This is a genomic window from Pseudoalteromonas porphyrae (assembly GCF_001298125.1).
Lineage (GTDB): Bacteria > Pseudomonadota > Gammaproteobacteria > Enterobacterales > Alteromonadaceae > Pseudoalteromonas > Pseudoalteromonas neustonica.
This window is the reverse complement of record NZ_LHPH01000010.1, coordinates 38,880-59,326: the sequence shown is the minus strand read 5'-3', so window position 1 is coordinate 59,326 and position 20,447 is coordinate 38,880. Positions and strand designations below refer to the sequence as shown.

General features: G+C 40.5%; 19 protein-coding genes. 10 read left to right on the top strand and 9 right to left on the bottom strand.

All coding sequences use genetic code 11. The annotated features are described in order from the left end of the window. Positions 1-200 precede the first annotated feature (200 nt). The 4 genes from ADS77_RS10475 (at position 201) to ADS77_RS10460 (ending at position 3,700) form a co-directional block, all read left to right on the top strand. Positions 201-1,091, top strand: coding sequence for a DUF4097 family beta strand repeat protein (locus tag ADS77_RS10475; RefSeq protein ID WP_054454309.1), 891 nt, complete (start codon positions 201-203; stop codon positions 1,089-1,091). A gap of 433 nt (positions 1,092-1,524) precedes the next feature. Further along, positions 1,525-2,643 (top strand): serine hydrolase domain-containing protein, encoded by a 1,119-nt coding sequence (locus tag ADS77_RS10470; protein WP_054205832.1) that lies wholly within the window; start codon positions 1,525-1,527, stop codon positions 2,641-2,643. Positions 2,644-2,894: 251 nt separating this feature from the next. Continuing rightward, the gene (gene nudB / locus ADS77_RS10465; RefSeq protein WP_054454306.1) at positions 2,895-3,338 is read left to right on the top strand and encodes a dihydroneopterin triphosphate diphosphatase; all 444 of its coding nucleotides are present in this window, start codon (positions 2,895-2,897) and stop codon (positions 3,336-3,338) included. A gap of 116 nt (positions 3,339-3,454) precedes the next feature. After that, a complete protein-coding gene (locus ADS77_RS10460; RefSeq protein ID WP_054205830.1) occupies positions 3,455-3,700 on the top strand; it encodes a DUF3297 family protein in 246 nt (81 codons plus the stop codon). A 77-nt stretch (positions 3,701-3,777) separates the two neighbouring features. On the opposite strand, the gene ADS77_RS10455 is transcribed toward ADS77_RS10460, so the two are convergent. Continuing rightward, entirely contained in the window at positions 3,778-4,269 is a 492-nt protein-coding gene (locus tag ADS77_RS10455; protein WP_235575761.1) for a fatty acid desaturase, read from the bottom strand. A 191-nt stretch (positions 4,270-4,460) separates the two neighbouring features. On the opposite strand from ADS77_RS10455, the gene ADS77_RS10450 reads away from it, so the two are divergent. Beyond that, a complete protein-coding gene (locus ADS77_RS10450; RefSeq protein ID WP_054205829.1) occupies positions 4,461-5,258 on the top strand; it encodes a response regulator in 798 nt (265 codons plus the stop codon). Between the two features lie 108 nt (positions 5,259-5,366). Here ADS77_RS10450 and folE2 read toward each other — a convergent pair whose 3' ends face one another. Genes folE2 through ADS77_RS10430 form a run of 4 tightly spaced genes read right to left on the bottom strand, consistent with a single transcriptional unit; the run spans position 5,367 to position 8,542 of the window. Continuing rightward, the gene (gene folE2 / locus ADS77_RS10445; protein WP_054205828.1) at positions 5,367-6,281 is read right to left on the bottom strand and encodes a GTP cyclohydrolase FolE2; all 915 of its coding nucleotides are present in this window, start codon (positions 6,279-6,281) and stop codon (positions 5,367-5,369) included. 20 nt (positions 6,282-6,301) lie between these two features. Then, positions 6,302-7,630 carry a dihydroorotase gene (locus ADS77_RS10440; RefSeq protein ID WP_054205827.1) on the bottom strand — a complete coding sequence of 443 codons (1,329 nt, stop codon included), beginning with the start codon at positions 7,628-7,630 and terminating at the stop codon, positions 6,302-6,304. Further along, positions 7,627-8,055, bottom strand: coding sequence for a MerC domain-containing protein (locus ADS77_RS10435; RefSeq protein ID WP_054205826.1), 429 nt, complete (start codon positions 8,053-8,055; stop codon positions 7,627-7,629). The genes ADS77_RS10440 and ADS77_RS10435 overlap by 4 nt, the downstream gene beginning before the upstream one ends. Positions 8,056-8,065: 10 nt before the next feature. Then, the gene (locus ADS77_RS10430) at positions 8,066-8,542 is read right to left on the bottom strand and encodes a Fur family transcriptional regulator (protein WP_054205896.1); all 477 of its coding nucleotides are present in this window, start codon (positions 8,540-8,542) and stop codon (positions 8,066-8,068) included. Between the two features lie 178 nt (positions 8,543-8,720). Between ADS77_RS10430 and ADS77_RS10425 the strand changes: the two genes are divergently transcribed. From ADS77_RS10425 to ADS77_RS10410, 4 genes are all read left to right on the top strand, one after another. Further along, positions 8,721-11,135 (top strand): TonB-dependent receptor, encoded by a 2,415-nt coding sequence (locus ADS77_RS10425; RefSeq protein ID WP_054454304.1) that lies wholly within the window; start codon positions 8,721-8,723, stop codon positions 11,133-11,135. A gap of 36 nt (positions 11,136-11,171) precedes the next feature. Further along, the gene (locus tag ADS77_RS10420; protein ID WP_054454302.1) at positions 11,172-12,569 is read left to right on the top strand and encodes a hypothetical protein; all 1,398 of its coding nucleotides are present in this window, start codon (positions 11,172-11,174) and stop codon (positions 12,567-12,569) included. A gap of 203 nt (positions 12,570-12,772) precedes the next feature. Then, positions 12,773-13,795 carry an AraC family transcriptional regulator gene (locus tag ADS77_RS10415; protein WP_054454300.1) on the top strand — a complete coding sequence of 341 codons (1,023 nt, stop codon included), beginning with the start codon at positions 12,773-12,775 and terminating at the stop codon, positions 13,793-13,795. An 88-nt stretch (positions 13,796-13,883) separates the two neighbouring features. Continuing rightward, the gene (locus ADS77_RS10410; RefSeq protein WP_054454298.1) at positions 13,884-15,017 is read left to right on the top strand and encodes a nuclear transport factor 2 family protein; all 1,134 of its coding nucleotides are present in this window, start codon (positions 13,884-13,886) and stop codon (positions 15,015-15,017) included. A 67-nt stretch (positions 15,018-15,084) separates the two neighbouring features. On the opposite strand, the gene ADS77_RS10405 is transcribed toward ADS77_RS10410, so the two are convergent. From ADS77_RS10405 to ADS77_RS10395, 3 genes are all read right to left on the bottom strand, one after another. Next, the gene (locus ADS77_RS10405; protein ID WP_054454296.1) at positions 15,085-16,389 is read right to left on the bottom strand and encodes a DEAD/DEAH box helicase; all 1,305 of its coding nucleotides are present in this window, start codon (positions 16,387-16,389) and stop codon (positions 15,085-15,087) included. 158 nt (positions 16,390-16,547) lie between these two features. Further along, positions 16,548-17,150 carry a hypothetical protein gene (locus tag ADS77_RS10400; RefSeq protein WP_054454293.1) on the bottom strand — a complete coding sequence of 201 codons (603 nt, stop codon included), beginning with the start codon at positions 17,148-17,150 and terminating at the stop codon, positions 16,548-16,550. Positions 17,151-17,511: 361 nt separating this feature from the next. After that, positions 17,512-18,216, bottom strand: coding sequence for a type 1 glutamine amidotransferase (locus tag ADS77_RS10395; protein WP_054454291.1), 705 nt, complete (start codon positions 18,214-18,216; stop codon positions 17,512-17,514). A 97-nt stretch (positions 18,217-18,313) separates the two neighbouring features. Between ADS77_RS10395 and ADS77_RS10390 the strand changes: the two genes are divergently transcribed. Then, positions 18,314-19,108 carry a helix-turn-helix transcriptional regulator gene (locus ADS77_RS10390; RefSeq protein WP_054205818.1) on the top strand — a complete coding sequence of 265 codons (795 nt, stop codon included), beginning with the start codon at positions 18,314-18,316 and terminating at the stop codon, positions 19,106-19,108. A gap of 77 nt (positions 19,109-19,185) precedes the next feature. Here the strand turns inward: ADS77_RS10390 and ADS77_RS10385 are convergent, their stop codons facing one another. Then, on the bottom strand, positions 19,186-20,376 hold the full coding sequence (locus tag ADS77_RS10385; RefSeq protein WP_054454289.1) for an alpha/beta hydrolase-fold protein: 1,191 nt from the start codon (positions 20,374-20,376) through the stop codon (positions 19,186-19,188). Between the last annotated feature and the right edge of the window lie 71 nt (positions 20,377-20,447).

Genomic DNA, 20,447 nt, shown 5'->3' with positions numbered 1-20,447 from the left:
TTGAAGTGGCTTATAAGCCTTCTCTATCGACCCCACAATATTAATAACCACTCGAATTTAGTCCATTTGACCAATTATTCGTTATGCTTATCAGCAATGAAAAATTAAAATTAATAAAAACAGCTTGTTAAACTTTGGCTTTATTTTTGCTATTAAAATCATAAGCTGTAAATCTAATTAAAAAAATGAGAACCAATATAATGATCAACAAACGTCTCTCTTCGCTAACTAAAGCCCTTCCTATTGCCGCTAGCCTATTATTGCTCAGTGGCTGTATTGTGCATATTTCAACCTCAGGCTCCAATGTACAACAGCAACAACAACTCTCACTGTCAGCAGCGCAGTTACAGCAACTTTCTATTGATGCTGAATCGGGGTCATTGCAAATAATTGGCTCAAGCACCGCCACTGAAATCACCGTAGATGCGACTATTTATACAGCAAAGATAGATGACGCTTACACACTCACTCTAGAACAAGTAGGCAACAAAGCAGTATTAATTGCAAAAGACTACAACCCAACAGGCATGGTTGTATACCAAGGTAATTCGCCAAGTATCGATTTAGTTGTGACTGTACCAAGTGCATTTAACCTTGATATAGATGATGACTCTGGCGATATTAATATAGCTAGTGTGCAAGGCAATATCGAAATAGACGATGACTCAGGCAGCATCACTATTAATCAAGGGCACAATGTTACGATTGATGATGATTCTGGGGATCTCGATTTGCAGAATATCACCGGTAATATTGAAATCAGTGACGACTCAGGCAGCATCAATATTCGAGATGTACGTGGTAACCTGGTTATCGAAGATGACTCTGGCGATATCACCCTGACCAACATCACCGGCAGTGTCGATATTGACGATAACTCTGGCAGTATTAATGCCAAAACTCTAGGCAATTACATCACAATTGAAGATGAATCTGGCGACATTTATGTTGAACACGTTAATGGCCTAGTCACGATTGAAGACGGCTCAGGCAGTATTCGCGTCAATGACAGTAAAGGCCTAACTATTATTGAAGCTGGCTCAGGCGATTTAAGCATTGATAATATCAACGGCCCAGTCAAACTAAATTAATACTAAGTTTTTATAGCCGGTGCTTCGAATATTACAAAACGAAGAATTGGCTAACTTTAGCCTATAATTACCTGTTTTTAGATTTTAATATTACCCACTAATGCCCAGCATACGATTGCTTCCGCCCTTATTGCACCCAGTATCACTTTTTCAGAATACGAATTAGCATGATGTCTAAGGCAGCCTCAGCACAACCCTATTTATAGCCCCTTAGAATAAAACTAACCCTAATCATTTTGAGGTTGAAGATTGAAGAAGAAACAAATATTCTTTGGATGTTTTTCCTACTTTTTTATTACACATTAACAAGTAGCAATTACTTTATAGCGCTTTACCTCTTAATGCATAGAATCAAAATACTCGCCTTTGTGCTGATAGATCGTTCAATTTTAATTAATTGAGTAAATAATAAAATATAATATTAAGGAATAATATGATTAAAAGAACAGTTGTTCATTTAGCTTTATTGGTATCTTCAAATAGCGTATTCGCTCAAACTCAACCTTCATATGCTGAACAAATAGACGCACTTTTTAGTGACATATCTGACAATATCCCTGGTTGTACCGTTGGCGCTATTAAACAAGGAGAGCTCATACATCAAGCTGGCTATGGGTCAGCAAACCTTGAACTAAATGTACCTTTAGATGGCAATCATATTCATCGTATCGCCTCTGTATCAAAACAATTCACAGCAATGGCCGTATTACTTTTGGCTGATGAAGGAAAAATAAAATTAGAGGACGACATTCGTGAACACTTGCCCGAATTACGTGATTATAAAAACAAAGTAACAATTAACTCGATGCTTGGGCATTTCTCGGGCATGGGTGATTACGACTTTGTGGATGACCTAACAGATGAAAAGGCAATGGATTTACGCTCTTCCGCGGGAGGGCCATTTAGGCTTGGCAATCAAGATTACCTGAGTATTAAAGAGTTTTACGATTATGTAAAAACAGTGCCATTAAGAAGAGCACCCGATCAACAATGGGAATATAGCAACTACGCGTATTTTTTACTTTCGATGCTGGTCGAAAAAGTTTCAGGGGAATCATTAAGAACATATTCCGATAAACGTATATTTAAACCTCTTGGTATGAAGCATACCTTTTTTAGTGATGATAGCACTGAGATAGTCGCTAATAGAGCCAGTGGGTACAGTAAAAACAAAAGTGGTGAATACTTTACAAATATGACCAATTTATTTTGGGTCGGCGATGGTGGCTTACATACAAATATTGAGGATATGCTGCTATGGGATCACTATTTTTATAGCCCTACTTTAGGCAAACAGCCGCATGCTTTACTTAAGCATTTTAATACGCCTAATAGCCAACATTTAACAAGAGGCTCTTTGTATGCAAACGGGCAAGGGGTTGAAGAAAAAGACAACGGTAAAGTTTTTTCCCACGGCGGTGGCTGGCTAGGTGTAGCAACGCACTATCAACGCATCCCTGACAAGCAACTCTCCGCAATAGTTTTTTGCAACGATGACACGCTTAACCCTACTGAATATAGTAAAAAGATTATAGAAATTATTTCTAATTAACCATTAAATGAAGCACAAGCGACCTAAAGTTAAGACCTTATGTCGCTTGTTTAACCAACTCTCAGGGCTTATTCTGCGCTTCCTACCCAAGCCCTCGAATAGCAGCTCAAAGTAATCAATGCGCTGAATTCTACATACTGGGTGGTTTAAGCACTTAGTTAAGAGCCACACCAAACAAGTGACACTTCACGCTAGTTTCTTAGTTTTTACTGCGCTAAACTAGCGATAACTAAGTAGAATGAGCGCTTATTTTGTCAGCAAACTTACCACTTCGTCAGCCCTTTTCTGTGCTGGTGGTTATTTATAAAAACAATAAAGACTGTTTATTGATTCAACGCACTGACGACGCTAATTTTTGGCAATCAGTCACAGGTGGCATCGATGAAGGCGAAAGCCCTACAACAACCGCCTACCGCGAATTACTTGAAGAAACCGGCATTGATGCACGGTCATTAGGTTTAACCATTCGCAATCACCAAAAGACCAACCAATATACTATCCGCGAAAACTGGCGTCATCGTTATCATGCCAACGCGCTTATTAATACCGAGCATGTGTTTAGTGTTTGCGTCCCAGATGATATCGTCATCATACTCGATCCTAAAGAACACACTGACTACGAATGGCTACCGCAACAACAAGCCGCAAACAAAGCATGGTCACCGAGCAACCGCGACGAGATATTGGCTCTATAAGCTCCTATCTCTTAGCTATTTTAGCGGTAATCGTTCATATTTATCACAGCCACTATTGAGCCTAAAGCGTGTATTGCCTACAATAGCGCACAATCTATTCTTTGCAGATCACAATTATGACTGACACAAATAAACCTGAACTACCTGATCAACTTTCGATCAACCCTCGTAGCCCACATTATGTGGAAGCCGTTTTTGATCACGACATTGGTATTCGCCACAATGGCAAAGAACGTTCAGACGTTGAAGAATACTGCATCAGCGAAGGCTGGATCAAAGTGGCAGCACCAAAAGCGTTAGATCGCCGCGGCCAACCACTTTTAATTAAAGTAAAAGGCACTGTTGAAGCGTTTTATCGTTAATACCTAACGGTAAACAAAAGCTCAACGTTGCAGCTTACGATGAATATTAACGTATCCGTCGTAAGCACAACACCATATTAGCGATCTATTCGTACTAACTCGTCACGTTGTGCTAAATGCTGCGGCAATACTAAACCCCACACCAAACCGATCGCGAACAACCCTTTTAACACCCACCAGCCAATATCCAATTGCCCTTTTTCTAAAGCAAAATTTGCAGAGCCAGGAAATGCATGATGATTGTTATGATAACTTTCGCCCATAGTTAATAATGCAGCAAAAGGCACGTTATAGCCTTGAACATATGCTTGCTCAACATGCCAATCCCTTTGCCCATGATTATGTGCAAAATAACCAATTAACCAATGCCCAACCACAGATACACTCACTCTAAGGCATACACCCCACACCACCCAAGAGACACCGCCCAGCCAAAATAATAGCAGCGCTAAAGGGAGTTGTTGCAGCATCCATGTTCTTTGCATCCATAAATACACGCGACTATTGGCCACACTCGATTCAATATTAAAGCTTGGTGGATCGGCAAGTTTTATATCGCAAAAGAGCAAAAAAAGACTACAGATTAACCTTCACACTCTGTCATTGGTCGTTCATAGGCCTTTTTACTCTTTGTTTTACATGCTTTTTAATACTTTTAGTTACAAAAATGCAAAGTTTTGTCCTGCTAGGGCATATTGTTGATCTATAATACCGATCTAAGAAAAAGCTTTCGTATAACAACAACACTGAAGAGATATAAATGAGTGATTTAACCGCAATAGCCAATTTATCAATACTGTTAGTTGAGCCTTCCGATGTGCAACAAAAGTTGATAATAAAATCACTGACTCAGAGCGGTGTAACTCAAGTTGAAACAGCTAACACACAAGCCCAAGCTTTAGCGTTGCTTGATAGCTATCAGCCTGATTTAGTGATCAGTAGCATGTATTTTTCTGACGGCACCGCTGATTCACTTTTACAGAAAATACGCTCAACACCACAAACTGAGCATCAAGCGTTTATGTTGGTATCAAGCGAGCGCAACAAAAAATATTTAGAGCAACTAAGGCAATCTGGGGTATTAGCTATTCTACCCAAGCCATTTAGCGCCGAAGCAATTACCCGTGCGCTTAAAGCAACATTAGATATTATTAGTGAAGAAGAAGTTGAATTAGAGCATTTTGATGTCACTTTGCTGCGCGTGCTTGTTGTTGATGATAGCCGTTTTGCGCGTAAGCATATTATAAGGGTGCTTGCAGGTATGGGGATCCCTGCACCTGTTGAAGCAGAAGATGGAAAAAAAGCTGTAGAACTGCTTAATGAACAGTCGTTCGATTTAATTGTAACCGACTACAACATGCCTGAAATGGATGGCAAAGAACTGACCGAAACAGTAAGAAGCTCAGCAACCTATTCGCATATTCCGGTTCTAATGGTAAGTTCGGAAGCCAACGAAACTCATTTAGCAAACATTGCCCAAGCGGGTGTAGATGCCATTTGTGACAAGCCATTTGAACCCGCAACAGTAAGAGAGCTGCTGTTTAAAATTATGTCTTAATATACCCATAGCATTAAATTAATGACCTGTTATTACAGCTTAATAACAGGGAAATAACTCATACGGTTAGTGAGTCATTTCACCGATAAAATTCTCCATTTTGGGTCTTTAAAGCTTTTCGTAACCATGTGAAGATTTATGATCAATAACCACCGCATTATGAGCATGTAAACTTTCTTGATGCTCAACCTTAAACCAGTAGTCGATGACTTGCCCATTATTTTCTAGCGCTAGTTTTAAACGTCTTGCTGCGTCTTCACAGAACATGAGGTTTTCAGCATTTAATTTTGCAAACGCTTGTTCGTCTTCGCGTTTTACTGCGGTTTGCACAGGTGTGCCTATCACTTCTTCTAAGTTTTTAATCAACGTTTCAAGGTTCGGCAACGCATTATTTTGCAGGCGTAATTTTAAATAGGCATATGAACGCTGACTATGTGGTGTTGCAACTGAACCTTGCTGCGAGGTAACCCAATCTAAAAGCTGCTCTTTAGATATAAGATCCTGACTAAACTGTGAAGTAATGGCATCACTCATTGCCTGCCTTGATAAAGCCGCAGAACAAGGACATGTACTTGAATAAGGAATGGTCAGTGACAACTCCATATTCATTTGTTCATTAATGTATTCACAACGAATACTCACAGGATAAGTTTGATAACCAAATTGATCACTGAGCAACGCAGGTTTGCGAATTGTTAATTCAAACGCTAATTGCAGTCGTGCAGCAAGGCTTAATCCTTGTTGAGACTCGACTAACTCTTTTAAAAGAGCAGCCAACACACCTACACTTAATTGCTCTCGCGCCAAAATATCTTTTACCCTTAGATACAACCGCGACATATGTATGCCTTTCGCGTCAGCTTTATCTAAACTTACAAATACATCCGCTTTTGCTGCAATTGATGAGCTGGGTTGTTCAATAATATTTAAAGGAATGGCAATGCCTTCCATACCAACCCATTTTAATGGTAAGGCTGCCCCGGCGCGCTGCCCAGATGCAATATCAGGTAATTGTAATTTCATATTTTAACTACTATTCACTTTTAACGATTAAATAACAAAGGCATTGCAATGCCAGTCGTGTCTATTAGCTGCTGGCCATCAAATACTTGTTTACCATTAACCCACGTGGCCATAATTTTTGCCGGGAATCGATGACCGTCAAAGGGGGTCCATTCACAGTGGTAGCGGGTGCTTGTATGATTGACTAAGGTTTGCTGATTTGTATCAACTAAAACCAGATCGGCAAAATAGCCTTCACGAATAAAACCACGATCTATTATGTGGTAACGCAATGCAGGATTATGGGCTGTTTTTTCAACGACCTGCTCTAGTGTTAAGCGCTGTTGCTCTACGTGTTCAAGCAAAGTTAATAATGCATGTTCAACCAAAGGCAGGCCTGCTGGTGCTTGACTATAAGGAACCTGTTTTTCACTCCAAGTATGTGGAGCATGATCGGTTGCAATAATATCAATTTGACCATTTATAACTGCATTGAGTAGCGCATCGCGGTCGCTTTTTGCTTTGATTGCTGGATTACATTTAATCAAATTACCTTGCTTTGCATAATCCTCTGCACTGAACCACAAATGATGGACACAGGCCTCAGCAGTTATATGTTTATTACGAATATCACCTGCTGAAAACAAGCTAAGCTCTTTTTCTGTGGTGATATGCAATACATGTAATTGCGACTGATACTTTTTAGCCAATGCAACAGCATAAGACGATGAGGCATAGCAAGCCTGCGTATCTCGGATAATAGGGTGATCGTGTATGTCTAAGGTTTTCCCCTGCAACTTACCAAGGTTTTTTTCAATAACACGACCATCTTCACAGTGGGTCACAATTAAAATTGGGCTCTCTTTAAAAATTGCATCTAACGCATCAGGGTGCTCAACAAGTAAATCCCCTGTGGATGCCCCCATAAAAACTTTTACGCCACAATGGCGAGTTGGATCAAGCCTTTTAATTTGCTCTAAATTATTTTCAGTAGCACCTAAATAAAAGCTATAGTTTGCCAATGAGCTGTCGCGACCTAGCGCAAACTTATGCTCCAGTGCCTCAATCGTGGTCGTTGACGGGCTTACATTTGGCATTTCCATAAAACTAGTGATGCCACCTGCAACGGCTGCGCGCGATTCACTGCCAATATTGCCTTTATGAGTTAAACCAGGTTCGCGAAAGTGCACCTGATCATCAATCATTCCAGGTAATAAATAACACCCATTTGCTGCAACTACATGGTCATTCGCTTGTGCGGGTATATCCGCCGCTATTTTATCGATACGCCCACCAACAATGCGCACATCAAGAACCTGCGACTTACCCTCATTGACTACACAAGCATGTTTAATTAATGTGGCTTTCAATTTACTTGCTCTGACATGCTAGCTGAACACGGACAGTCTTCATTATTTTTGGCTATACACTGACGAAAATTAAACCAATGGGCAACAGCAATAAAAGCCGCACCTAATAGCGTAAACCCTTTCTCGCCTAACTCACCGAATAACGCCTCACCAGCGGTCACTGCGAGTACCATTAAAATCACACCAACAAGCCCTGACACCATATAGCGAAAACGTTTATGCTTTTTACAACCTAAACTTAATGCAAGTATGCTTGTAGGTATTACAGCTGCCAATATCCATAAATGGAACTGTTCATTGTCAAGTTGTAAGGCAGCAAAGCTAGGTAAAAGTGTTAGTAAAATAGGTGTTGCAAAACAATGAACTGTGCATACCATTGAAAGACCTATAGCAAGCTTATCCATTACACTTTGTGTCGATTTCATTCTATTTCCTCTAATTGGACTGCGGCAATTTTGGCTTGCATTGGCAACATAATCCCGAAATCTCTAACTGCGAACCCGCCGGCGAAAAACCTGTAAGCTCCAAATGTTCAAACAAAGCCTTCACCTTGTCATTATCATCATTCATCTCGGTCACTTTGTTACATGAAGCACAAATTAAAAACATAGATAACTGATGCTGGCATCCATCATTGGCATGACTGCATGCCATAAATTTATTCTCTGATTTTAATCTATGTACCAAGTTGACCGACTCTAAAACATCTAAAATCCGATAAACTGACATAGCCAAAATCGGCACATCCATCACCTTATTGAATTGGTCAGTAAGTTCATAAGCCGATAAAGGCTTATTTGCATGGAGTAAAATTTCGAGTACCTGCTGACGTTTTTCAGTCAGTTTTTTTCCTGATGTTTCGCACTTAATATTTGCAAAACGAATCGCTTTTTTAACTTGCCGTTGATTCACTTTGACCACACTAACTCAGGCTTACTCAACTCAAACTTTGCCATTCCTTGCCCCTTATCATGATTCCATTTCGTGTAAACCTGTTCCATTTGCGCCAAACATTAATTAATTTTTCTATTGATACAATATAACATTTCAAGCACAATTGATATAGTATAACATTCACTAAGGTAGTCAAATGAAACGAAGATCTCAATTAGCTGTGTTGATAGCGGCTTTATTACCCGCAAGTGTGCTTGCAAAATCCATTGAAGGCGTTGTGTTAAACAAGCAAGGTAACGTTGTTGCCAACGCAACAGTAGAAGTTGAAGGCTCAGACATAAAAGTTACAACGGATGCAAACGGCAAATTTGTAATAACGGGCTTAAAAGACGGTTTAAAAGAACTTCACGTTGTTGCCCCAGGTTATGCTCACCTTCATCGCGATATCACGCTCAATACCAGTGATAGCCAATCGGTTGCTTTTAATTTAGAGCGCTCACCAATTGAAGTTATTGACATTGAAGCAACCCCAATTCATATGTCAGCAATGGAATCAGCCTCTCCGGTGAGTGTTTTATCCGGTGAAAAATTAAGACGCGAACAAGCCGCAACACTCGGTGACAGCTTGGAAAGACTGCCAGGTGTTAATACTAATTTTCACGCCAAAGTCGCCAGCACCCCAATTATTCGTGGCTTAAGTGGACCTCGAGTTCTGATCACTCAAAATGGCCTTGATGTGAGTGATGTGTCAAGAGTGGGTCCAGATCATTCAGTTGCTTCAGAGGCGTCAACTGCACAACAAATAGAGGTATTACGCGGCCCTGCAACGTTATTTTACGGCAGTGGTGCAATTGGCGGGGTAGTCAATGTGGTAGATAACCGCGTACCAACCGACAGTTCAACTCGTGGTGAATGGAATGTAGAGCACAACTCGGTTGATGATCAAACCGTTGCTTCTTTTAATGCGACCACAGGCACTGATTCGTTTGCTTTTTATGCTGATGCATTTTGGCGAGAAGCGAATGACTATGAAATACCCGTCGCTGCTGAATTAGCACATGACGATCATGACCATGCAGAACACCATAGTGATTATGTTGTAAAAAACAGCAACGAAGAGTCTGACGGCTTTACTGTTGGCGCCAGCTATTTATTCGATCAAGGCTTTATTGGTTTAGCCATCGAGCAATTTAATCGTCAATACGGCATTCCGGGTCACTCTCACGGTGGTGAAGACGAGCACAGTGATGAAGAAGAAAGCGTATTTGCCGATTTAGAACAAACTAAAGTGCAACTATTAGGTGAATACAACCTAGATAGTAAATGGCTTAATAAAATCAACCTACGTGCAGGTTTTACAGATTACGAACACGCAGAAATTGAACATGGCTCAGTTGGTACCACATTTAAAAATGAAACCAACGAATTACGCGTAGACATTTTGCATAATCAATTTAATGAGTGGAATGGCGGCATTAGCTTTCATTACAAACAAAGTGATGATGAAGCACAAGGCTCAGAAGCGTTTACCCCTCCTTCACAAACACAAAGCTATGCCATTGCACTAATGGAAGAAAGACACTTTGGTGATTTTTTAGTGCAATTAGGTGGCCGCGCCGAACGCGTAACTATCGATGCAGATAACGTATTACTACCTAGTATTGATGCCCACGCGCACGACGACGTAGGTGGACATGACGACCATGATCACGGCCATGATGAACACAGCAACGCAACTCGCGTATTTGACGCAAAGCATGAATTTACCCCTGTTAGCTTATCTGCTGGCGTAGTCTGGGACTTTGCTCCTAGCTATAATTTAGGCTTGTCATTGTCGCGTTCAGAGCGTGCACCATCAGCATCAGAGTTATTGTCGTTCGGCCCTCATATTGGTACTGCAACCTATGAAGTCGGCGCATTGTTTGATATTCATGAAGACGGCCATTTAGGCTTATCTGATCACACCATTGATTTAGAAACCGCCAATAATATTGACTTAACCTTTCGTAAAACCCAAGGCGATATAGGCTTCATTTTTAATGCCTTCTATAACCAAGTAGACAACTATTATTATCAAGTTGAAACTGGCTTATACGCTGAAAGTGGCCACGACCACGGGGATGACCATGATCACGGTGACGAGCATGATCATTCATCTGAATTACCTGTTTATTTATTCAAGACGGACGATGTAACTTTACACGGTTTTGAAGCGCAAGTTGCATGGCAGTTAACCGACGAGTTCAAGCTTGAGCTATTTTCAGATTACGTGCGCGCTCGCCTTGACTCAGGTGGCAACCTACCGCGTACGCCGCCACTGCGTTTCGGTACAGAGTTTAGCTACCAAACCGAAAAACTCAGTGCCCACATTCATGCCACTCGCTACCAAGAGCAAGACCGTACCGCTCCTGAAGAAACTGCTACCGATGGTTACACCTTGGTCAATGCCAGTATTTCTTATGATTTATCGGTACTCAATCAAGACCTTTCTTTGTACCTACGAGGCACAAATTTAACGAACACAGAAGCCCGTGTGCATAGCTCATTCTTAAAGAATATTGCGCCACGCCCAGGCCGTAGCTTTGCATTAGGCATTCGTGGCTATTTCTAAGCCATAAAAATTATAAATAAATTAAAGGAAACTAACATGACCAAACTATTCAAACTAAAACTTATTGCACTTGCAATTAGCAGTACATTAATTACAGCCTGCGGCGATGCAGAAACCAACATTGTTGAAAAAGATCCAATTGCAGTGCCTGATGACGGCCATGATCACGGTGATGGTGGCGACCACGGCGATGGCTATACAATCGACTCATTAGGAAGACTCGCTGTACTTGCCGCTGATAGCAACGCAGCCAGCTTTTTTGACTTAGACGACAATAAACTGCTTGAAACATTCACCCTAACACATGATTCAAATACGCTGTCAGTGTCTCCTGATTTTCGTTATGCACTTATTGCAAGTCGCAGCCAAGATTACCTTGGCTTTATTGATGGTGGCTTATGGCGTGAAGATCACGGTGCACACCTACATGACTACGAACAAAGCCCTGTACTTAGCAGTTATGAACTAACCAGCGGCAGCCGCCCTACCCACCTCGTTAATCACGATGGTAAATTAGCTATATTTTATGATGGTGATACAGACTCAGGCACAACCGCCTCAGTAGCGGTTCTAACCGACAACGATATTACAAACGCAACAGCGGCATTACCAAGCATTAGCTACAATATAAATATGCACGGTGTAGCGCAGCCACGCGGCGAGCACGTATTATCAACAATTCGTCGCGATGATGCACAGAGTACATCAAACGCTAAGATTCTGCCTGATCAAGTCGGTGTTTACCACCTTCACGATGGCGAATACGAACTAGAGCAAACACTTGAACTTACTTGCCCAGATTTACACGGTGCAGCACAAAACCACGACACCATCGCATTTGGTTGTAGTGACGGCGTGCTATTAGCGCATCAACATAATGACGAGTACGAAGCTGTAAAAGTGGCCAACATTGATGCTGTAGGCGATCTACGAATTGGTCGACTATACGGCCACGAAAAAAGCGATACCTTTATTGGTATAGCTTCGGGTCATGGCGGCGGCGCTGCTGTGCTGTTAAGTATCAACCCAAGCGACGCTGAAATGGAAGCGCTAGAATGGCAACTAGCCGATGGCGCAAGTGCGGTATCTTACTCTTTCTCAGCCAATGGCGAGCACTTTTTAGTACTAGACAGCCTAGGCTTTTTAAATGTACTTGAGGCACATGCGCACGACGGTCACACGCACTGGGAACTAGCAGGTCAAGTTGATATCACTGAACAAGACGTAACAACCATGCCTGAGGGTATGAAGTTTAGTATGACAGTAACACAAAACGGTCATTTCGCTTATGTAGCCGACCCTATTGCTCAGCACGTTGTGCAAGTACACCTTGAAGATTTAGAAATTGAAGGTGAACTAGAACTTACATTCCCACCAGCGGCTATTACTTGGTTAGGTATAGCACAAGAAGAAGAGCACGCTCACGAACACTAGGTTTATGAGCGTACATAACATCGTGAATGCTGATAGAACGCCTATAGTATGAGACGCTAATACCGAACAATACTGTAAATTGTTCGGTATTTTTACTTATTTAATAAAGCGCTTTATGACTCCAAGAATTAAGCGTACCAATAGATTTGCGATTTAAAGGTTAATTTGGGATAGTTAACACAAATTAATGGACTTAACTTTTTATGAAAGCTTATTCATACCTATTGTTTTTCTTTTCTTCATTAGGCGCATTTAATGGCGTTATATTAGCACTATGGCTATTTGTTCGTAAAAATAAACAACCGTCAGACACATGGTTAGCTGTCCTACTGTTACTAATCAGTGTTCGTATTGCTAAGTCAGTCGCTTTTTATTTTATACCCACACTCGATAAAAGTATTTTACAAATAGGGCTGACCGCATGCTGCCTACTTGGTCCCTGCTTAGTTGTCTACACCTATACGAAATCAAAATCAGTCACTGTAAATAACTTCCCTAGTCGGCTATTTATTTGTCTGGTCGGAATTGTTTTTACTATCGGGATGATTTACCCCTACAATGAAAATCTTGAATTATGGCAATATTGGCTGTATCGAGGTTCAAGCTATGTATGGTTTGTCTGCCTTATAATCGCAAGCTACCTCTACTATTCTCGTTTTAAAGAGGTAGCAGGTAATTGGAAGCAGCTTCTTTCTGAGCAAACATTTATAACTATCGTAGGGTGTAGTTTAATTTGGCTGGCGTATTTTACTGCCTCATATACTTCTTATATTATGGGGGCGATCAGCTTTTCGGTCGTCTTATATTTATCGTCAATAATACTGTTAAAACCACCTTCGCCTTCATCGAATAAAATAGATAAATATGCCAATAATAAATTGTCTAAAGAACAGGCAGAACACTACTCTATTTTGCTAAATCAGTTGATGGCTAAAGATCAGCTATATATCGATCCACAGTTAACTTTGCCTCGCTTGGCTAAGCGGTTATCAACATCGCATACTGTTTTATCGCAACTGCTCAATAAGCACTATCAAATGAACTTTAAACAATACGTCAATAGTTTGCGCGTGGCATGTGCAAAAGGGCTATTGCTTGAACACCCAAACACCAGTATTGATGATATTGCAGAGCAAAGCGGTTTTAGCGCACCATCCACATTTTATAATGCGTTTAAACAACAAACTGGGTTGACTCCAAATAAGTTTAGAACTCTCAATTTATAATTTGAGACTCCTAAAATATAAACTAATTCATTGTTTTAATTATATTTAGCTTAAATTTAAAGCCACATTAAATTAAGAGCTTATAACTGTGAAAACAATCATTAAATTTTTTATATTACTACTGGCAATCACTCAGTTTTCAACCTTAGCCAATAACTCAGAGCAACAGCAAGCTGTGCATGTAGTCATTCAAAAATACATAGACGGCACCAGCAACGCAGATCCAAACTTAATAACCTCAGCATTTCACCCTAAAGCAAGCCTAATTCTGAGCCACCCTAATAAACCATTTTGGCAAGTTACGGCAAAGGAATTTGCAAGCTGGTTTAAAACAAAAAAAGTAACGCGAACAGGTGCCATTCTTTCAATAACAGTTGATAACGATATAGCCACGGCTCGTGCAAAAATAACGACCGCCTCACCCGTAAAACAATACATCGATCAGTTCTTACTAAAACGCTTTTCTGACGGCTGGAAAATTGTTAGTAAAACAGCCAGCCAACTGGATATTACGCAATCAGAACAGTTTTTAGCTGCGATGGATAAACGTGTGTTATTTATAGTATCGAGTGCCGACTTTCATGGGGACTCAGCCCTAGCTACAGGCACTAGCTTTTCTGAATTAGTAGAAGCTTATGACGTGTTCATAAATGCAGGGTATCAGGTTGATGTTGTAAGTAGCAAAGGGGGTACCTTACCACTTGCCTATATTAATACTTCAGATAAAACACATCGCCAATACATTTATAATCAAGACTTTATGTACAAGTTAGCGTACACATTAGCACCTGAACAAGTCGACCCTGAAAAGTATTTAGCTGTTCACTATGTTGGTGGCGGTAATGCGATGTATCAGGTCGCGGAAAACAAAAACATTCAAGCAATTTCTATGCATGTTTACGAACAAAATAAAGGGATAATTTCGGCTGTTTGCCATGGCACCGCAGGTATCGTTAATCTCAAACTGGCTAGTGGCGAGTACTTAGTCGCAGGGCGTAAAATTACAGGCTACCCAACAGCCTTTGAAAAAACAGACGCCGCTTATTATCAACAATTTCCCTTTGCGATAGACAACCTCATTAAACAACGCGGTGGAATATTCAATTATGGGCAACGAAACCAATCATTTATTGAAGTTGACGGACGGATTATTACCGGTACAAATTATCAATCTTCACGAGAGGTAGCCCAAGCGATGATTAAACAACTAAATACCATGTAATTTAACTTTAAACATGTTTTTAACTTCCCAATAAAAAAGCCGACGTATGTCGGCTTTTTTGTGTCTATTAATTGCGCCCTCTCCAGCCACTCCATACATCATCTATATCATCGGTTTTATTTTTTTTCTTTTTCTTACCTGTGCCTTCAGGTTTTGCCATTGGCTTATCATTTTTAAGCGCCTGTGCTGCATCAAGGTTGGCTTGGTTTACAGCAAAGCCTGTAACCTCTTCGCGCTCTAAACGTAGTTTGTTTTTCTTCTCGATGATTCTAAAGTGATGAAAGTCTTCGTAATCAATTAGTGATAACGCTAAACCTACTTCACCAGCACGGCCACTTCGGCCAATACGGTGCATGTAATCAGCAGGGCTGCGCGGTAAGTTAAAGTTTATTACCACTGGCAGCTTTTCAATATCTAAACCACGGGCGGCAATATCGGTTGCAATAAGCACTTCGATTTCGCCCGCTTTAAATTTTTCTATTACGCGAGTTCGCTCACTTTGGCCTTTATCACCGTGGAATACTTGCGCATTAACACCGCGTTTTTCAAGTTTGCTGGCTAAGTGCTCACAGTCTTTTTTGGCGTTCACAAAAATCAGTGCTTGGCGCCATTTATGAGTTTTAATTAAATGCGCTAAAACCGTGGTTTTCTCGCCTTTGTTAACACTAAACACGCGCTGTACAAGTGTGCTCTCTTCTTTGTTTTGTACTTGTATTTCAACTGGATTATTTAGCAGCTCTTGCGTTAATTGTGTTACTTGCTCAGGAAAGGTCGCTGAGAACAACATAGTTTGTTTTTTAGCAGGCATTAACGCTAATAGCTCAGCAAGTTCTTCAGTAAAGCCAAGGCTTAGCATACGGTCAGCTTCATCAAGCACAAGCGTGGTTACATTATCGAGCTTAATCGCATTGCTTGAGATTAAATCAAGTAAACGACCTGGTGTTGCCACAATAATATCAGCGCCACCACGAAGTGCCTGCATTTGGGTATTAACCGACACACCACCAAACACAGCTACTGTTTTAATCGCGCCATTAAAGTTTGCAGAGTATGATTTAACGCTATCGGCCACTTGCGTAGCAAGCTCACGAGTCGGCACTAAAATAAGCCCTGTTACAAAGTTACCCTTACTTGCAGTACTTTTAGCGCCCTGCTCTAGGAAAGCTTTTTGCAACATAGGTAATGCAAACGTTGCTGTTTTACCTGAGCCGGTATTCGCCCCAGCAATTAAGTCACTTCCCGCCAAGATACTTGGAATTGCTTTAGCCTGAATCGACGTAGGTTGCGTGTATTCAAGATCAGACAATCGAGCAATTAGCTCTGGAATAAGGCCAAGTTCGTTGAAATTACTAGGGTTTGCGGCTGAGGTCATAAAAAGTGCGGCTCATTACTAAAAATAGCCTGCAATTTTAGCGTATTTATTGCCCGTTAAGTAGGGATAAGTGATTTTAATGTGTTTTAGGTAATGGCACGTGTGGTGGTGTGCGCTACGAATACCGCGAAAATTAATCTATTCATGCGCAGGCTTAACTAAGCCTGCGTTTTTATCAATGGGGTATCTTGGCTTTTTAAGAACTCAACGGCCTTAGCTTGATATTCTTTAATAAAAGATTCTGAGGTTAATTTTTCTACCGTTGATAAAGCAGACTGCGCATATCCAACAACTTTACTAAAAGAGCGAGGGTGCTCTTTTCGCATTTGTTGTGCTTCCTTAACACCAAGTTCAAAAAATGCTGTTATATCGATTTTATCACTTGAAGAAAAACCTCTGTTCTGGAAGTTGATCCCTTCAAGAGAGCCCTTTACATCCATAACATCCCCCCAAAATGCTCCTCTGAGGCTTTCTGTGTTACCGCTTGCTCTTTGTGTATCCGACTCAAGTTTTCTCACCGCATCGACTATCCCTTTGAATTCATTGATCGACATATTACTAAAGTCAAAGCCTTCAGGATTAAGCAGCGCACTATAGGGTGAGCTTTTTTGTGCTTCGCCAGTAAATGCAGCAATCGCTTCTGCTTCTGGTTCTACCTCTTTTTTAGCATCTGCCACTTGCTGCTGAGGAGCTATCGGCGCTTTGGGTTGATTTGTAGTAGTAAGACTTACCGCTTGATGGATATTAAAATTAATAGTCATAAAAGTTCCTTTTTAGTTGTTCTGCATTCAAGTATTTCTGTATCGGCTGACTTACTTATTAGTTTAGGACTTGTTTTGGGTACTTTACCTAAATCATTTTGCTAGACAGATATCGCCATATATACATTGTAGCCATGACGAAAAAAGCCTGTATTTCTGGCACGTTTATTAGCTACTCTGTAGGGATTAGTGGTTTTAATAATGGCTTTGATGAAAATATTCGACCCACTAGTTAAAACGAAGCGACGTTGTTCATTGATTTAACTAAATAAAAACCATAGCACGACGGCTAAAGTAACTCTATCTGACTTCAGGTTAGAGAAAAACGATAGAAACAGGCAGCGCAGCACATACTTTTGAGCTAATAGGTATTTACTAATTTATCTAAAAATAAATAGATCTTTTGGTTTAGTACATCATAGTCATGAGCAAGTAATACTTCTGGCTCCTCAACAAAGCGGTATTTTGCAGTTTCACTAAGATCATCATGCTCAATTAGCAAGGCTACAACCTCTTTAGTTAGCTCCATATGACATTGAAAACCAAATACTCGCTCATTATAAGCAACGATTTGCCTTGGGCAGCCCTCGCTATATGCGATGATCTTTGCATCAGGTGTCAGCCCCGGCATATCATTGTGCCAATGACCGACTTCTAACACTTTATCGAAGTGCTCAAACAAGGGGTGCACTAAACCTGCTGGTGTTAAAGTAATTGGAAATTTACCAATCTCACGCTCAGGACTATGTTCATAATGAGCACCTAATGCTTCGCCAATCAACTGAGCCCCTAAACAAACGCCAAGTACAATTTTCCCAGCCGCAATCGCTTTTAAGATTAGGGCTTGCTCACCTTTTGCATCAAAATAAGGGCATTGTTCAATTGTTGTATTAGGACTTTGAGGGCCACCCATTACAATTAAAATATCAATATCTTTAATCGCATCTAACAGAGGGCTACCTTCATACACCTTAGAATAACTAATAGTATAACCCTGCATTCTAGCCCAAGTTTCGTATGCACCTGGCGCTTCAAAATACTCATGGATAATAAAGTGAATATGCATTTTTTTACCTTTTAAATAACAGAGGCTCACGATGATATACCAAATCAGAGCTATGCGTTTTATACTAACAGACACAAAACATCGATAAACCGTCACCATGCAAGCTAACGAGCTAATCCAAAGTTATACTCATAAACAGCTAATAACAAAAACAATTCATATGCCTGCTGGTTACGTTGATGATTTTCACTCACACCCATGGCATCAAATAGTATTCCCATTTAAAGGTTTACTACAATCAAGCATTGGTGGTAAAAGCATAATCGTGCCTCACAATGCAATGCTATACATACCCGCAAACACGTCTCATAAATCTGTAGCAGTTACGAATACTGAGTTTTTAGCCATTTATCTTAATCCTGATGTATGGGTAGAGTATGCAAGTGAAGCTAAATCCTGCCTTGTAACTCCATTCATTAAACAGCTCATATTGCTCTTGTTTGAAAATGAAATGAGCCAACAATCAGAATCCAATACTACTCATTTATTACTAGTGCTCAGAGATCAAACTGTCATGGCTAATAGTTATGACATCCCATTATTACTGCCAACCGATAAACGCCTGCTAGCAATTTTCAAACAACTTAAGCAACAACCTGATTTGTCATTCACGCTAAAAGAATGGGCTAAAAAAGTAGGGGCATCAGAACGCACTTTATCGAGAGTTTGCGCAAAAGAATTTAATCAATCTTTCTCATTGTGGCGGCAAAATATAAGACTCGTTTTATCTTTACAACTTTTGGATTCAAAGGGCTCGATTCAAGATATTGCATTAGAGTTAGGCTATACCTCTGATTCAGCTTACATTTACGCATTTAAAAAATTATTTAATCAGACCCCGAGTAAATATCGTCGCGATAGCTTAGCTCATAACTTAACGTTGAAAATTTAAAAAATCATTTAGAACTACTGGATGCATAATAGGACTTTTTATCGATAAAATATCGAAAAATTAAGTACCTGCTTATATTACAGGTTTTTATTAAGCTGAGCTTCTAGCCGAATGCGTGTATCTTGTAAGTAATCTACATAAGGATATGAGTCATCTGCAATCGCTAAAGCAGATTCCATCTGTGCAAGCGCTTGGCGAGTATCACCCTGCATTTCATAACCATAAGATAAGGCTGAAAGCGCATCGACTGATTTTGGGTGGTTTTTTAAATTGTACTTAAACACCTCAATAGCACGGGTAAACTGCTTGCTGCCCGTTAGGTTATAACCGAGTGATCTAACAGCGCGATCTGGTGGCGCAATCTGCTCGCCCCATTGTTGAGATAAGCTTTGGTAATAAGCATCAATAGAGGCTACATCGTCAGTTAAAGCACTGATTGGCATTTGTTTAGGTAAAAATAAGTTGTAATAGGCATTAAATACGCCAGCAGCAGTGGTTAAGCCATGCGAGATACCATCAAACGCATCATTAAAAAAGCGTAACCCCCGCACTTTAGGCGATTGTAGTGATTGCTGTAGTTCATCATACCTTTCACGCATTATGCCGGCTTCTTCGCCAATATTGATGTAAACGTAGCTGTTAAGCTCTTTGTTTTTAGTTATAAACGATTTTGTGCTTTTTACCATTGCGCCATAATTCCACCAAACCGCAGGGCTATAAGCAATATGCGCTTGAAACAGTTCAGGATTTGCCTGCAACGCATATAGCGCAAATACACCACCAGCAGATGCGCCAGAAATAACCTTATAATTATGCGTACGATAATTTTTATTAACTAAAGGAATGAGTTCTTGTTCAAAGAACGCTAAAAATTTTGCTGCGCCGCCTCCTTCACCGACAGGACCTTGCGGCTCTTTATTCACTGTAGGATACATATCTCTAAGTCGATTAGTGTTTTCAATAGCGACAATAATAACCTCAGGCGCACGATTATCATTTTGTAAACGCTCAATAATAGCACTAGCAAGCGGTATATTACCCGCTCCATCTAAGCGATAAATAACTGGATACACCTTATTTGGCTCAGCTTGATAGCTTTTAGGCAACTGAACTACAACGGTGCGCTGTTCGTTTAATACAGCCGATTTAATCGTGTGCGTGTGCACAGAGTAATCAGCGGTTTGTTGTTTAGTATCAGGTTGTGCAAAGGCACTGTGTGAACTAAAAATACAAAAACTAACAAAGTACAGAGCGGTGAGTAAACGCATAACTAATCCCTTAGAGAATAATGAGTTACTTAAGCTAGCAGAGTTTCAGGCACAAAAAAAGCGCGTTACGC